This is a genomic window from Enterococcus lactis, from assembly GCF_015751045.1.
Lineage (GTDB): Bacteria > Bacillota > Bacilli > Lactobacillales > Enterococcaceae > Enterococcus_B > Enterococcus_B lactis.
In genome coordinates, this window is the sequence record NZ_BNJW01000019.1 from 1 (window position 1) to 15273 (window position 15273).

At 40.3% G+C, this 15273-nt stretch carries 17 protein-coding genes and 2 pseudogenes; 5 read left to right on the forward strand and 14 right to left on the reverse strand.

Features of this window, described 5'->3' with window-relative positions:
* The 5 genes and pseudogenes from KFO35_RS10290 to KFO35_RS10310 all read left to right on the forward strand — a co-directional run.
* A pseudogene (locus tag KFO35_RS10290) lies at positions 1-138 on the forward strand (IS30 family transposase); the annotation flags it as partial.
* A gap of 110 nt (positions 139-248) precedes the next feature.
* Complete coding sequence (locus KFO35_RS10295) at positions 249-1424, forward strand: betaine/proline/choline family ABC transporter ATP-binding protein (protein WP_002294192.1); 1176 nt, start codon at positions 249-251, stop codon at positions 1422-1424.
* A gap of 3 nt (positions 1425-1427) precedes the next feature.
* The gene (locus KFO35_RS10300; RefSeq protein ID WP_002293405.1) at positions 1428-2069 is read left to right on the forward strand and encodes an ABC transporter permease; all 642 of its coding nucleotides are present in this window, start codon (positions 1428-1430) and stop codon (positions 2067-2069) included.
* Positions 2066-2983, forward strand: a complete 918-nt coding sequence (locus tag KFO35_RS10305; RefSeq protein WP_002315583.1) for an osmoprotectant ABC transporter substrate-binding protein — start codon at positions 2066-2068, stop codon at positions 2981-2983. Before KFO35_RS10300 ends, KFO35_RS10305 begins: the two co-directional genes overlap by 4 nt.
* Complete coding sequence (locus tag KFO35_RS10310) at positions 2980-3651, forward strand: ABC transporter permease (protein WP_025477296.1); 672 nt, start codon at positions 2980-2982, stop codon at positions 3649-3651. The genes KFO35_RS10305 and KFO35_RS10310 overlap by 4 nt, the downstream gene beginning before the upstream one ends.
* A gap of 453 nt (positions 3652-4104) precedes the next feature.
* Here KFO35_RS10310 and KFO35_RS10320 read toward each other — a convergent pair.
* The 14 genes and pseudogenes from KFO35_RS10320 to KFO35_RS10380 all read right to left on the reverse strand — a co-directional run.
* Positions 4105-4399: pseudogene (locus KFO35_RS10320) on the reverse strand (endo-beta-N-acetylglucosaminidase); the annotation flags it as partial.
* Between the two features lie 131 nt (positions 4400-4530).
* Positions 4531-4725 (reverse strand): hypothetical protein, encoded by a 195-nt coding sequence (locus KFO35_RS10325; RefSeq protein ID WP_080000635.1) that lies wholly within the window; start codon positions 4723-4725, stop codon positions 4531-4533.
* A 195-nt stretch (positions 4726-4920) separates the two neighbouring features.
* Positions 4921-5187, reverse strand: a complete 267-nt coding sequence (locus KFO35_RS10330; RefSeq protein WP_002294198.1) for a Txe/YoeB family addiction module toxin — start codon at positions 5185-5187, stop codon at positions 4921-4923.
* Positions 5187-5450 (reverse strand): type II toxin-antitoxin system Phd/YefM family antitoxin, encoded by a 264-nt coding sequence (locus KFO35_RS10335; RefSeq protein ID WP_002294199.1) that lies wholly within the window; start codon positions 5448-5450, stop codon positions 5187-5189. Before KFO35_RS10335 ends, KFO35_RS10330 begins: the two co-directional genes overlap by 1 nt.
* A gap of 343 nt (positions 5451-5793) precedes the next feature.
* Entirely contained in the window at positions 5794-5922 is a 129-nt protein-coding gene (locus KFO35_RS14340; RefSeq protein ID WP_258560466.1) for a hypothetical protein, read from the reverse strand.
* A 162-nt stretch (positions 5923-6084) separates the two neighbouring features.
* Positions 6085-7275, reverse strand: a complete 1191-nt coding sequence (locus KFO35_RS10340; RefSeq protein WP_002315579.1) for an arabinan endo-1,5-alpha-L-arabinosidase — start codon at positions 7273-7275, stop codon at positions 6085-6087.
* A 52-nt stretch (positions 7276-7327) separates the two neighbouring features.
* Positions 7328-7594, reverse strand: a complete 267-nt coding sequence (locus KFO35_RS10345; protein WP_002315578.1) for a DUF6171 family protein — start codon at positions 7592-7594, stop codon at positions 7328-7330.
* A gap of 4 nt (positions 7595-7598) precedes the next feature.
* Positions 7599-9044 carry an alpha-N-arabinofuranosidase gene (locus KFO35_RS10350; RefSeq protein ID WP_070703901.1) on the reverse strand — a complete coding sequence of 482 codons (1446 nt, stop codon included), beginning with the start codon at positions 9042-9044 and terminating at the stop codon, positions 7599-7601.
* Between the two features lie 10 nt (positions 9045-9054).
* Positions 9055-10677, reverse strand: a complete 1623-nt coding sequence (locus KFO35_RS10355) for a glycoside hydrolase family 43 protein (protein WP_002298342.1) — start codon at positions 10675-10677, stop codon at positions 9055-9057.
* A gap of 18 nt (positions 10678-10695) precedes the next feature.
* Complete coding sequence (locus KFO35_RS10360; RefSeq protein ID WP_002315575.1) at positions 10696-11652, reverse strand: glycoside hydrolase family 43 protein; 957 nt, start codon at positions 11650-11652, stop codon at positions 10696-10698.
* A gap of 15 nt (positions 11653-11667) precedes the next feature.
* Positions 11668-12084, reverse strand: a complete 417-nt coding sequence (locus KFO35_RS10365; protein WP_002337069.1) for a hypothetical protein — start codon at positions 12082-12084, stop codon at positions 11668-11670.
* 8 nt (positions 12085-12092) lie between these two features.
* Positions 12093-12944 carry a carbohydrate ABC transporter permease gene (locus tag KFO35_RS10370; RefSeq protein WP_002315574.1) on the reverse strand — a complete coding sequence of 284 codons (852 nt, stop codon included), beginning with the start codon at positions 12942-12944 and terminating at the stop codon, positions 12093-12095.
* Between the two features lie 11 nt (positions 12945-12955).
* Positions 12956-13846 (reverse strand): carbohydrate ABC transporter permease, encoded by an 891-nt coding sequence (locus tag KFO35_RS10375; protein WP_002315573.1) that lies wholly within the window; start codon positions 13844-13846, stop codon positions 12956-12958.
* A gap of 44 nt (positions 13847-13890) precedes the next feature.
* The gene (locus tag KFO35_RS10380) at positions 13891-15141 is read right to left on the reverse strand and encodes an extracellular solute-binding protein (protein ID WP_156271914.1); all 1251 of its coding nucleotides are present in this window, start codon (positions 15139-15141) and stop codon (positions 13891-13893) included.
* Between the last annotated feature and the right edge of the window lie 132 nt (positions 15142-15273).

Consider the following 15273-nt stretch of genomic DNA (forward strand, 5'->3'; position numbering starts at 1 on the left):
AATTCAGTAGATGAATTTTTTATTCAATCTGTCGCATCTAAACGAAATAATATTCCTAGAAAATCACTGGATTATCGAACACCTTTGGAAGTATTTTTGAGTTACGTAAGTATTGATGATCTGTCTAACTTAATTTGACAATTAAGAGGACCCTAAATAAAAAAACTACCCTATTTGTATTTTTTCATTGTTTTAGGCATACTAGTAATAAATAGTTCTTCATTGAAAATAGAAAAAGAGGTGGCACCATGATTGAATTTCAAAATGTGTCAAAGATTTATAAAGGTGGGAAAGTTGCTGTAGAGGACGTCAATCTTTCATTTGAAAAGGGTGAGTTCATTTGTTTTATCGGTACGAGCGGGAGCGGAAAAACGACGACGATGCGGATGATCAACCGAATGACTGATCCAACACAAGGGAAAATTTTGATTGATGGAAAATCCATCCAAGAAATTGATCCGGTGGAATTGCGACGTCAGATCGGCTATGTTATCCAAAGTATTGGATTGATGCCTCACATGACGATCCGTGAAAATATCACTCTTGTCCAAAAATTGTTGAAAGTCAGTCAAGAAGAACGGAATAAAACAGCTGAAAAAATGATTGATCTTGTGGAATTGCCCCGTGAGATGTTAGATCGCTACCCACATGAATTATCTGGTGGTCAGCAGCAGCGTATTGGAGTCGTTCGTGCCTTGGCAGCGAATCAAGATATCATCTTGATGGACGAGCCATTCGGTGCGCTTGATCCCATCACTCGCGATTCACTTCAGGATCTGGTCAAAGATTTACAAGAACGACTCGGTAAAACCATCGTCTTCGTTACCCATGACATGGATGAAGCGATTAAACTAGCAAGTCGTATCGCCATCATGAGTGAAGGTCGTGTGATCCAATTCGATACACCAGAAAATATTTTACGTCATCCTGCAAACGATTTCGTAGAAGAGTTGATTGGAGAAGATCGCTTACTACAAGCAAAACCAAATGCGACAAGAGTCGGAGAAGTTATGCTAAATACAGCAATCACGATTACACCGGAAAAATCATTACAAGAAGCAATCAAACTGATGAGGGAAAAACGTGTAGATACGTTGTTAGTTACCGATAATTCGAATGTATTAAAAGGATTTATCGATGTAGAAACGTTGAATAAAAAACGAGGAAAAGTATCCAGCGTAGGCGACATTTTGAATAAACATGTTTTTTACGTAAAAGAATCCGCCTATCTTCGTGATACTTTGCAACGCATTTTAAAACGTGGGCTGAAATATGTGCCGGTCGTTGATGAACAGAACAAAGTCGTAGGTATCTTGACTCGCGCATCATTAGTGGATATTGTCTACGATGTGATTTGGGGAGAAGACCCTGCAACTACTGATGTTGCAGAGTCAGCTACTCCTGAAGAATCTAAGGAGGTCTGACCTATGCAGCAGTTTTTTCATCAGCACGGTTCAGAAATTCTCTCAAAAGGTTTTGAACATCTTTATATTTCAGGACTTGCTTTGATCATTGGTATCATCATTGCTGTACCGCTTGGTGTCTTACTGACACGTTTTCCGAAAGCTGCCACGATTGTGATTGGCTTAACCAGTGCCTTGCAGACAATCCCTTCTCTTGCTTTATTGGCATTGATGATCCCGCTATTTGGCGTAGGTAAATTACCTGCGATCATCGCCCTCTTTATTTATTCATTATTGCCAATTCTACGAAATACGTATATCGGGATGAAAAATGTCGATTGGAATTATCGGGATGTGGCAAAAGGGATGGGAATGACTGAGTTCCAATCCATTTTTTCCGTCGAACTGCCTATTGCTATGCCAACGATCATGGCCGGCATTCGTTTAGCTGCCGTTTACGTGATTGCATGGGCTACCCTTGCCTCTTATATCGGGGCTGGTGGTCTAGGTGATTTGATTTTTAGTGGACTGAATAATTACCAACCAGATCTCATTTTAGCGGGTACGATCCCTGTAACGATTTTAGCACTGTTGGCTGATTGGCTTCTAGGTCTCTTGGAACACCGGCTGACACCGATCGCACTTAGAGAGGAGAATGAAGAATGAAACGTATATTAAAAATGACCATGGTTCTTCTCTCTCTTCTTATACTTGCGAGTTGTTCCTTCCCTGGACTTGCCAGCAATACAGATGAAGACACCATCTCGATCACAGGTGGAATCACTTCTGAAGCTCAGATCTTAGCAAGTCTAGTTGCCGGGATGGTTGAACATTATACAGATAAAAACACAGCGATCATCAACAATCTGGCTACTACAACTATCAACCACCAAGCGATGATGAACGGAGATGCTTCGATTTCAGCAGCTCGTTACACAGGAACAGATTTAACCACTACATTGAATCTTCCTCCTGAAAAAGATCCGAAAAAAGCATTTGCTACCGTGAAAGATGAATTTGATAAAAGATATGACCAAACGTGGTTCCCGTCCTATGGTTTTGAAAATACGTATGTCTTTCTTGTTCGAAAAGACACCGCACAAAAATACCATCTATCTAAAGTCAGCGATCTGAAAAATGTAGCGGATGAATTAGTAGCTGGTGTAGATACTTCTTGGATCAATCGTAAAGGAGACGGTTACGACGGCTTCCAGGAAACTTATGGCTTCTCTTTCAACTCGATATTACCTATGCAGATTGGACTTGTTTACGATGCAGTCGAAGCAGGAAAAATGGATATTGTTCTTGGCTACTCTACGGATGGACGGATTGCCAGTTATGATCTAGTCATGTTGGAAGATGATCGTCAATTCTTCCCACCATATGATGCTGCTCCAGTTGTAGACAACAAGGTATTAGCTGATACACCTCATTTAAAAGAAGCCTTAAATAAGTTAGGTCATACCATCAGTACGGAAAAAATGCAGGAATTGAACTACGAAGCAGATAATAATCTAGTGGAACCATCAGTAGTAGCACAACGTTTCTTACAAGAAAACCACTATTTTGAAGGGAAGTGAAGCAATTGGATAAAATGAATGTCTTTCAACAATTTTTCTATTATTTCCAGGAAAATGGCTCCTATATCTTTGCACAATTTATCCGTCACTTCCTCATTTCTATCTATGGTGTCCTCTTTGCAGCAGTTGTCGGGATTCCGGTCGGGATCATGATTTCTAGGAGACGTAAATTAGCAAACTGGGTGATTCGTTTGGCGAATATCATCCAGACGATTCCTTCCTTAGCCATGATCTCCATTCTGATCATTGGATTAGGTCTGGGAGTCAATGTCGTGATTGTTACTGTATTTTTATATTCCCTGTTACCCATTATCAAGAATACGTACACTGGGATGATCCAAGTAGACAAAAATATCCTTGATGTCGGCAAAGGCATGGGGATGACTGCTAGACAACGACTATTCATGGTAGAGTTACCACTCTCTGTTTCTGTTATCATGGCAGGCATAAGAAACGCGTTAGTTGTTGCCATCGGGATAACCGCGATCGGTGCATTCGTCGGTGCTGGTGGTCTTGGAGATATCATTATCCGAGGAACCAATGCAACAGATGGCACATCGATTATTTTAGCCGGTGCATTGCCAACTGCATTAATGGCGATCATCACGGACTGGCTTTTAGGTATTTTGGAAAAACGGCTAGATCCAGCCAGCCGTACATCACGCTGATGTTATTGTAAAAAACAAAAGCTTTTGCGACCATTTGTTGGTCGCAAAAGCTTTTTTAGTTCTGTCATTTTTTAAGGCAATATTCCACTCTGATTCCTCCCTCTTTATGGGCAAAGAATTGCTTTTCTTAGCTATTTGTCCATTCCGTATACTCCAACTTCATACTGCCAACGGGTTCATCTCTGCATCCACCGACTAAGTTTTTTTCTTATCCGCTAAGGCATTTTGCCAATCCATTTTTCCATCACTCGTCATGGAATTCATACCACATGATCTCTAAATACTCGTCTGCTTGTTCTTTGAATTGGGCATCAATTCTTACATCGCTTTGGCGTGGCTTTCATTTAAGCCTTTTCCATCAGTCTTCGATTGTTCGATGCCTTCAGCTGCATCATCAAAACTGGTGACTGCCGTATCGGTTTCTTGATTGATGAACCAGTCATCAAATCCATATGTATTGGTAACTTCGATCATCTTTTCTACAATCGGGAACTTGCCATCCTCATCCTTGGCTAAAAACATATCTAGCCATTCCAGCTTCTCGCCATGGGCGGTTTGCGGTTCCTAAAACCGGTACACGATTCTTATGGGCTGCATCCGTCGCAACTAGACTTGGCGGTACGATGATCCCTTCGCCAGAAGAGCCGCCCCAATAAACCAATTGATCGATGTATTGCCAATAAGAAAAGACATTGGCGTCAAAGGTATCGATCCCTCGTGGTGCATTGCCGTTGATACTGCTATTCATGGCCGAAATCGCCACGACTTTGACTTCTTCGTTTGAGTGACATTCATGTTCGGCAATGTCGCTTTGGATACTCGCTCTGCTAAAGGAACGACACTGGTATTGTATTTCGTATCTGTATCTTTTCCAAAAGACTATGCCAACGAATCCTCTGGGAACCAAGAAGACGACTTCGGTTGATTGTCCATTGCTTTTTCCAACATACTTTTGGCTGTTTCTCGATAAACGACTTTTCCAATTGTCTTCGCTTCACTTTGGCGATAATCGATGGTCGTTGCCACTGCCAACACTAACAACGATGCGCCAATTTTACTGATTTTCCTTGTCACACTTCTTCCTCCTTGTTTTACATAAACCCGTCAACATTCCTAAACTCAAACAATGACCCTTCAAAGGTGGAGATATAGGAACAAATTAAAGAAATCATGCAATAAATCCAAGAATGTTGGTTTTAGAACAAAAAAAGAGTCTCCTTTTTGGGGTGACTCTTTGTTAACTATCTAAAAAGGTTGGCTCTTCTCACTTCACTCATAATGTGTCCAGGCAGAATAAATTTCCACAACTTTATTTTCCTCATCAACTTTGTAAACCACTCGATGCTGTCTATTCAGCCTGCGTGAGTATCTGCCTTCATGTGTAGGTCTCAGCTTTTCAAAAGACTGCGTGGGCATATATGGATCTTCCTTCAATGTCTGAATCACTTCTTCAAATTGTTTCTTTAAATTCGATTGCTTGATTTTTCTTAAATCCACTTTCGCAGAGTTTTTGATTGCGACTGTATAGTTACTCATCAAAGAGCTTCCCAATCAATATCATCGATATTCGTAAAGCCACTGTCGTCTTTTTCGCGGTCTCGTACTTTATCTAAAGTACCTGTTTGCTCAAGAAAAAGGGTTTCTTGAATCGCTCTCCAGTCTTCCAGCCCAATCAATACAGCATTGTTTCCACTACGATCACTAATAATCTCGATTTCAGTATGATTTTCATTTACCTCTTTCAATAACTGATAAAAATTTTTACGAGCAGTGCTAGGATTCATCGTTGTATTAGCCATTGTCTCTCCTCCTTTTTCTGATATAATTATAGCGTACTTGATTAAGTACGTCAAAAAAAATACAATAAAGCACTTAAATTCAGCAAACTTTTCCTCTTTTTTACATAGAGAAAAAGACCCCTTTTTAGGGAGGATCTTTGTCCACGCTCACTTCTTACTCCTTTACGACTAGCGGTAGCCAAACGTAAAGTAATTGGTAACAACGTATCATCTTTAGCAAAGGTCGAATCCAAAGCCTGTGAGTCTATGCAACAACACCAATACACGAAGGTTCCTCGTTGCAGTGTGACTTGATTGATATCTTGAATAAAATCTGAGGATACGCACGAAAGATTTGTAACGGTTATGCAAAACTGATTTTGGCCATCAAGTCTTCTACTGCCTCAAAAATGATTGCCTCTTTCGTCTCCTGCCATTCATGTTCACTATCGATTTGAAACTTGATTAGACCGTTGGGTTTGTGAATCACCAATTAAAAATGGCACTGAGTTATGGTAACAAAAAATGGGCACTTGACGAGGCTGAGATTCCTACTCATGGCGCCAGATTATTAAAAGGCAGTATTTAGTAAAAAGGGCAGCAGTATACGTTTATAAGCAACACAATGCAATCTGCTCATTGTGCTGCTTGTTTTTTATTCTTCGCACACTTTTCGACCAAGAAACGCAACGCCCTGATCATTGATTCCAGAGAAAAACAACCTTTCTTTTTGGTCGATGTACTCATAATATGGGACAAATTCATTTCCTTCCCACAAGTAACTTCGTCCTTCTTTTTTTAATTCTGTTATTTCATGCTGTTGAGAAGATATAATTTGAGATTCGTAATCAAATTGGATGATTTCCCACTTTCCTAAAAGATTTTCCTGCTCTGGCATTCGTGAAACACTTCTTTGATAGATTGAAGCAGAGATCACTGGCCAGCCTGATTCCAGCCAATATAGTTTACGTATTTGTAAATGGAATTGGTCACTAAATGGTTTTCTCCGTGCATGATGCACAACAAAACTTTCCTTATTGGATTGCGTAAAGATCGAATTATGACCAGGAGCGTATACAACTGGTTCTTCTGAGAACTGATAACTGCCCAACAGTTTGGTCCCTACTTCGGTTGGCGTCTTTTCTTGATCCGTCATGGCCGTACCATGCCAGTCCAGATATGGCCCCGTAATTTCTTTTGCTCGGGCGACACGGATATTGTACGAATCATTAAGGGAATCGAAAGAAACAAACAAATAATAATAATCGGTTTCAGGGTGATAATAAATAAATGGTCCTTCAATAGCAGTATCAACTGTTTTCGGACGAAAAGCAATCCGTTGGCCATAGCTCTTTTCTTGAAGTTTTCCAGTTTCTTTGTTCAATGGAGCAATATAGATTCCGCCAAAGAAAGAACCATAGACAAACCACTGCTCACCCGAGCGGTCAAAAGCAATATTGGCATCGATCGCGTTATGCTGTGCAAGAGTTGCATTGGTTTTAACAACCTCTCCTTGATCTTCCCAAGGACCCAAAGGATCTGAAGCTGTAGCTAAGCCGATAAAAGAAGTGGTACTGCCGAATGTCGAAGCAGAATAATACATACGGAATTCGTCCTTGTAGCGAATAACTTCCGGTGCCCATAGTCCTTGAGCTTTGCTCCATTTTACTGCTGGTTCAGGCATTTCTGACAATGCCTGTTTCTCAAGTTGCCAATGGATCAAATCTTTTGAGCTACGAATTGGTACACCAGCCGTTTTGGGCTGTTGTGTGTCCGTTGAATATAAATAAAAGGTGCCTTCATGTTCAATAATCGTAGGATCATGAACCCCATTGATCGCTGTCATGTCTTTCCCTCATCTCCTAATTGATTTATACTATTTTATAAAAACAGGACAGCTACTTGACGAGCTGTCCTGTTTGTTCCCACATTCCTGCAGGACAGTTTTTCTTAGCTAAGTTTGCGCGAAACCGATAAAAACAGCCACATTTGGTACAGGTATGATTCAATCGCAGTGGACAGGTCTCACAAACAGCGATTCTCCTACTGACGATCTCCGGCAAAGCCAAGTCTCTTTCTAAAGAAAGTTGTTCTGCAATCAAGGATTCAATGTCTTCCTGTGCTGCTACAGCAACATCTTTCACTTCGCATCCTTTACAAGTCATGGGATCAGACTGTCAATGAGATCGTTAGAACACTCATTGCTGGCACACGCAAACTGACTTTGTTCTCTTCAACATCGTAAGCGGTGAAGTCTTGGATCACCACATCTTCAGGATGATCAAAATCATTGTGTGCGTTCATTTTGTCTCCCACGATATAACGAGCTTCTTTCACTTTATTGATCGCTGTTTCAAGGGAGAAGGATAATTCTTCCGTGCCTTGGGTAGCAAAATTACAAACCGATAGATGGATCGTATCCTCTTTTTTCGAAATCGTATACGTAATGGTATCGCTGCTGGTTCCATGGCTATCAATGGTTTCAGCATCTTGATGGACTTTGTACAAATCAAATACATGATAGCTTGGGGTTTTCACCATTTGTTCGCCATCTGTCAAAATCATCGCTTGCAGGACGTTGACGGTTTGTGCGATATTTGCCATATGCACTCGCTTGGCATGTTTATGGAAAATATTCAAGGTGATCGCTGCGACCATGGCATCACGGATCGTATTTTGTTGGTATAAGAAGCCTGGATTCGTTCCAGGTTCTGCTGAGAACCAAGTGCCCCATTCATCAACAATGATTCCGACACGCTTTTCTGGGTCATACTGGTCCATGATAGCGCTGTGGCGGGTCAATAATTCATCCATGTAGGCTGCTTTTTCACAGGTCACTTGCCACTCTGCCTCATCAAATTCCAAGGCGCTACCTTTTTCTTCCCAGCCTTGCGGATGAACGTAGTAGTGCAAGCTTAGGCCGTCCATCAACCAATGGGCGTTTTTCATCAGCGTTTCTGTCCAATGATAGTCTGCGACATTCGCTCCGCCAGCGACTTTGTAGATTTTTTTGTCACCGTATTGGCGGACATAGGTTTGATAGCGGCGATACAGATCCGCATAGTACTCTGGCCGCATATTGCCGCCACAACCCCAGTTTTCGTTTCCTACGCCAAAAAATTTCATTTCCCACGCTTCTTCATGGCCATTTTCTCTGCGAAGATCAGCCATCGGAGAAATGCCATCCATCGTGATGTATTCCACCCATTCTGACATTTCTTGCACCGTTCCGCTGCCGACATTGCCGTTGACATACGCGTCACATTGCAGCTGCTTGATCAATTCAAAAAATTCATGGGTCCCGAAATGATTGTTTTCAGTCACGCCGCCCCAGTGAGTGTTGACCATCGTTTTGCGGTTTTCTTTAGGACCAATCCCGTCTTTCCAATGATATTCATCGGCGAAGCAGCCGCCTGGCCAACGCAGCACAGGGATTTGAATGTTTTTCAGTGCTTCAACCACATCGATCCGCATCCCATTTTTATTTGGGATCGGCGAATCTTCTCCAACGTATAATCCTTCATAGATACAACGGCCTAGATGCTCTGCAAAATGACCGTAGATATATTTGCTGATCGTTGTTCCTGATTTTGTGTGTAGAATTTTGATTGTCATTTTCCTACTCCTATTCTTTGATTCCCCAAATGGACTCATTATTATCGCCAATCGTTGAAAACGTTAACTTTTGCTGCTCGAATTCTGTTATTTCCTGAGTTAATAAGATTCCTTTGAAGGTAGTTTCTTCAAAAGTCAACACCAAGTATCCCGCATCGTACGTCCAAGTTCCGGTCAAGTCTCCAGTAACGTTTCCATCTTTTTGAAACTCGATCATCTGCGTTTTTAGCATGGTTGTTCCATTGTCGGTGCCATGGTTAATGATTTCATAGCGCCCGATAATTTCATCTTCTGTCAAAGCATCTGCTACTTGTTCATTGCCTCGATACTCATAGGGTGCTGGAACTGGCCAGCCCTCCTCATTCATATACATTCTGTTGACCCGCACTTCATGGGCTTCGGTTCCATTGTTAAAGCGCGTATGATACACCAAGGACCACTGACCATTCTCATCGATGATCGCCGAATTGTGTCCCGCTGCTCGATACCCCATTTGTTGAAACGAGAATTGATAGTTCCCAATCAATTTGATACCATAATTCACATTTTGTTCACCTTTATCCAAGATTGGGCTATTTCCTTGGGCATCAAGGTAAGGTCCTTCTGGTTTTTCAGCGCGAAATAGTCGCATATTGTAACCACCTTTTGCTGCTAAACCACCGTAAGTGACGAATAGGTAATAATAATCGGTTTTCTCATCATAAACAATGTAGGGACCTTCTCCTGATTGATGATAGCCACCTGAGAGTTTAATCCCAAAATAGCGATCAATGATGCGCCCATCTTCTGTAGTGCTATCTTCACCAGGATACATTGGTTTTCCAGTGGCTGGATCAACTTCCAATAAAAAGATACCGCCGGACCAAGAACCATAGGTCATCCATAGTTTCCCTTCTTCATCATAAAACAAAGCGGGATCAATGGCATTTGGCGCATAATCGGTGTTATAGGTAAGACCGGCTTCGATAGACCAGTTTTCACTAAAACCACTTATTTTTCCATCTTTGATCAGTTTTGCCAAATGAGTATTTTGATAGTTTGTATTACGGTCACTACCATCCGTTGAATCTTTTTCTGTAAATCCAGAATAAATAACTGTGTCAGAATAGCTGTATGGTCCTTCAATTGTTTTTGCTACAGCTAATCCAATCGCTGAACGCCGCCAAGTAGAACTAGCTGAGTAGTAAAGCATGTAGGCTCCTTTGTCTCCATTTGACCATTCATAATCAGCATTCCAGATCACATCTGGCGCCCAAAGACTATAGCCGCCTTTTGAATCAGCATCATCATATCCTGCCCATTTAAATGTTTCAGCTAGATTTTCTTTGGTATTTCCATAAATAATATTGTCTTCCATTGATTCATATTCGTGAGAAAAAGGAACTTCCCACGTTCGTAAGTCTGATGTTTTTGCTTGAGCAAGATGTGAACCAAATACATAGAATAATTCTTGATTTTCCTCATGGATAGTTGTAATTGAAGGGTCATGGATCGATACCCGTTCCTTAGATGTTGTTTCCCACTCCTTTTGTATAAGCTGCTCGGCAGCTTCCCCTGTTTGACATCCCATAAGAAAAAAACTGGTCAAAAAAACAGGTATCATCCTACTGATCATATTTATTTTTGTAGTCATTTTTTTCCTCTCTTTTTCTTAAGCTTTGATTACACCAGGTTCGCCAAAATTAGGCAGTCCATTTTTATGCCACGTAAATGGCTGAACATACGCATGTCTGTTTGGATTTTCCAATGGATCACTATAATCATTTTTTTCTGGTCGAGCGTGATAAACTAAAATATCTTGCTTTCCTTCCTCATCAATTGTAAATGAATTATGACCAGGACCATAAAGAGAATTACGCTCAGAACTTGAAAACACTGGTTCTTTTAATTTGTTCCACGAGTAGCCATTCAACAAATCGCTCTCTTCATCTGCCCATAAAAGCCCCATCGCATAGTTTTCATCCGTCGCACTTGCTGAATAAGTGATAAACACTTTTCCATTTCTAATCAAAGCGGCGGGTGCTTCGTTTACTTTGAAGCCGATTTTTTCCCATTCATAATAAGGGATACTCAGAAGAATCTGCTTTCCTTTCAATGTCCAAGGATTTTCCATCTCTGATAAATAAAGATTGGAATTGCCTGGAATATTTGGATCTACTTGTGCCCAGACATAATACAATCGGTTCCTATGTTCAAATACCGTAGCATCTAAACTGAAACTCTCAAATTGCGTCTTGATTTGTCCTTTTTCCACCCACTCTCCTTCAAAGGGATTTTCTTTCGCATTTTCGATTGCAAACATCCGATGATGATGCTGATCATTTCTGACTTCTCCATGATCTGCAGCAGCAAAATAGATGTACCATTTTCCCTGAATAAAATGAATCTCTGGTGCCCAGATCAGCTCACTCATTGAGCCTTCGGCATGAGCCGTCCAGATGACTTTTACTTCACCGTCAGCCAGTCCTTTCAAGGTTTTCGCACGTCTTAATTCGATTTCCTGATACCCTGGTTTTGATCCAGTGAAGTAATAATATCCATCGGTATGCTTGTATATCCATGGGTCTGCTCGTTCTAATACAATCGGTTCCAAATAATTTTCTGCCATAACTTCTACACCTTCTTAAAAAATTCCATTTTCCGTTTTTAGTATTTTTATTGCTTTATTTTTAGACATATACATCGTCGTAGCTAGTAAATAGAGGACGACACCAATCACATCATAGATGATCAAATGGATGATGACACAGGCGATCATCCAACGTATCGTTCCTTTGTTTATTTGTTTGTCTCGCATATTCTTCGCGTTGATCCAACTGATAACGCCCATCAAAATCGTTGCTAATGCAACGATCAACACTACTTTTGAGATCATACCTATAAGACTTGATTGTAAATATTCATACTGATTTTGATTTTGAAACGCTGCGATCCCTTGTTCTTCAAACCAAGGATAATACCCAAACATCGTTACGAGACCAATACAGACATCCCAGACCGCACTGGCACGTAGTAAGTTTCTTTCCAGTTTTCGATTCATGATCTTCACTATCCTTTTATTCCTGCATTTAAGTTCATAGATTCAATGAAATATTTTTGGGCAAATAAAAACAGCAGTACTGTGGGAATAATGGCAATCAATGCTGATCCCATTAACTGGCCAATCATCCGATAATTCCCATAAATGTCTTGTAATAAAAGCAGCCCAGCCGTAATTGGCATCTTACTAACGTCTGTGTACACGATTACTGGCCATAAGAAATCATTCCAAGAGCCAGTGAAAGAAAAGAGTCCGGCAACGATCAGAACAGGTTTGATCAACGGAACGATAATCTCTGAAAAAATTGTAAACTCATCTGCACCGTCCATTCGCGCCGATTCATCAAACTCAAGAGGAATTCCCTTCATAAATTGTCTGACAAGAAAAATATTCCCCATTCCAGCCAGTCCTGGAACAATCATGGCAAGAGATGAATTGACCCAACCAAATGTTTCGATGATTTTATAGGAAGGAATCAAATTCACAACACCGGGAAACATCGAGATCCCCATCAAAAGATAAAAGATTCGATCACGATATTTAAAGCGCGTTCTGCCATAACCATAAGCTGTCACTGAAACAACGATCACAACTAAGACAGTGTGAGTGACTGCGATAAACAGTGAATTCCATAACCACTGCATGATAGGCGCAGTAGAGGTATTGGTTAAAATCGCTATATAGTTATCTAATATCCAATTTACGGGTAACAAGCGAAACCCAGTGGAGACGATTTCGGTCTGAGAACGAAAAGAAGTGGCGAAGCTAAAAATCAATGGAATAACCCAGATGATACATAAAACGATCAGAAACAAATATGCGATGATCATACTAGGTATATGTTTCTTTTGTGTATTCATTTTTTACCCCCTTAAGTATTGCTTCTATCTAAAAGAAAATATTGAAATACGGACACACACATAATGATCAATCCTAATATGACTGCCATAGCCGAAGCCATCCCTGCAATTGATTCCCCTTGACTAAAAGCCAGTGAACGGATATACATCATCAATACAGTCGTGCTTTGATTGGGTCCTCCACCAGTCATCATCAAAGGCTGTGCAAAGACGTTAAATGCCCCAGCAGTTGTCATCACGATTGTATATAAAAGTGGAAACCGAATAGACGGCAAGGTCACGTTCAAGAATTTTTGGAACGATCCAGCTCCGTCGATCTCTGCGGCTTCATAAAGGTCTTCATTGACACCCGCTAAAGCTGAGCGATAGATGATCATGTTACCACCAATCGCTCCCCAAATGCTGACAGCGAAAATCAAGATCCACGCATAAGGTTGTCGCGATGCCCAAGAGAAATCAAATCCAAAAATATTATTTACGGCACCTAATCGAGAGTGGAAAATCAGTGACCATATCAAAGAACCAGCTGATACAGAGATAAGACCAGGAATATATAGAACCGCTTGAAAAAGTCCTTTCAGCTTCACTTTTTTATGTTGCAGTGCCGCTGCAATCATCAAAGGAATAATGATCTGTAGTGGTACCATGATCAAGACAAAAATAAAGGTATTTTTCAAACCATTCCAAAATTGAGTATAGAAAGTGGACGAACTATCAAATAACAATGTCTTATAGTTGTTTAGGCCGACCCAAACAGGATCAGAAACCAAATTCCATTGAGTAAATGAAGCATAAATCCCATAGACTGTTGGAATGCATACAAAAATAATAAAGAGAACCATATGCGGTCCAATGAATGCAATTGAAGCCCAGTTAATGCTCTTTTTTTTCATTCCTTTCATTCCCTTCCAAAAATCAGAAAGAGGATAAAATTATCCCCTTTCAATTATTTAGCTACTTCCGCAATCTTATCTTCTACATATTGTTGCATCGTTGCTAAACCTTCATCCAAGTCTAATTCACCGTATGCAATATCTGTGCAATAGACGTCTAATGCCTCTAATACATAGGAGAAATAAACATAGTCAAAGATATAAAGTGTATCTTCTTCCTCTGAAGTTGAAGTAAAGAAGGATTGAGGATATTGTTGATAATCATCACTTTCTAAAATGTCTTTACTAGCGATAATTTGTCCCGCTTTTGCCCATTCAATCGAATTCGTACGAACGAATTCTAAGAATTGCGCGATGACCTCTTCTTTCTCATCTGTTCTAGACTCACTCTTCAACATACCAAACATATGGGAAGCAGCCCGATTTGTTACAATATCATCAGATGTTGAATAAATGTTTGTGACACCCCAATTCAGCCCTTCAACAGCATCATGCGCGGTTGAAGTCCAAGTACCATCTGTGGACAATAGAACATTTCCACCTTGGAACATCAGATAACCGTCTTCGCCATAAGGAGTCATTAACCCAGCATCGGTTAGTGCTTTAATTCTTTCCAATGCTTCTTTCATTTCCGGAGTATTAACGGTCGGATTGCCAGCCTCATCAGAAATAGCTCCTCCTAAATTACGGATCTGAGCCAAAATAACCCAGGAAAGTAAGGCATTGTTAACAACATAATCGCCTGCGTCCATTTTCCCTGCTAATGACATCATTTCATCAAAAGTAACAATATTATCGTCTAACCAAGAGGTAACATCATATTTCTCTAAAAGGTCCTGATTATAGTACATTGCACTCGCATGGATATCTAACGGAATTGTATACTGAGTGCCTCCAATTGTTCCTGCATTCCAAGCAGTATCTAAATAATTGCCTTTTTGTAGCTCTGGTTGATGCGAAACCAAAGGTTCAACCGTATCGAGAATATTCGAATTAACAAATTCCTCTACTTTGTAGGAATGCATTAATGTTAAATCAGGAATACCATTTTTAGAGCTAACGACTGTACTTAATTTTGTATACATATCAGATGTGATGACGTGATTAATTTTGTAATCTGATCCAGACTGTTCATTAAATTCATCTACAATCTTGTCCATATAAGCACCATCATCCCCCGTAAGAGGAGACCAAAAATTTATTGTGTATTTTTCTTTTTCTGAAGACTGGTAACGTTTAAAACCGGCAAAAGCAATTGCGACTACTGCAACCAATGCACCAATAATAATAAGTTTCTTCTTCATGTTCTTCCCTCTTTCATTGAAATTGAATTATGACCTAGCCGAACACTCCTATCCTCCTCATCACTATTTACTATCAATTCGTATATAATTTCATTACTTATTACCAAAATTTGCAAATGTTTTCTATTTACA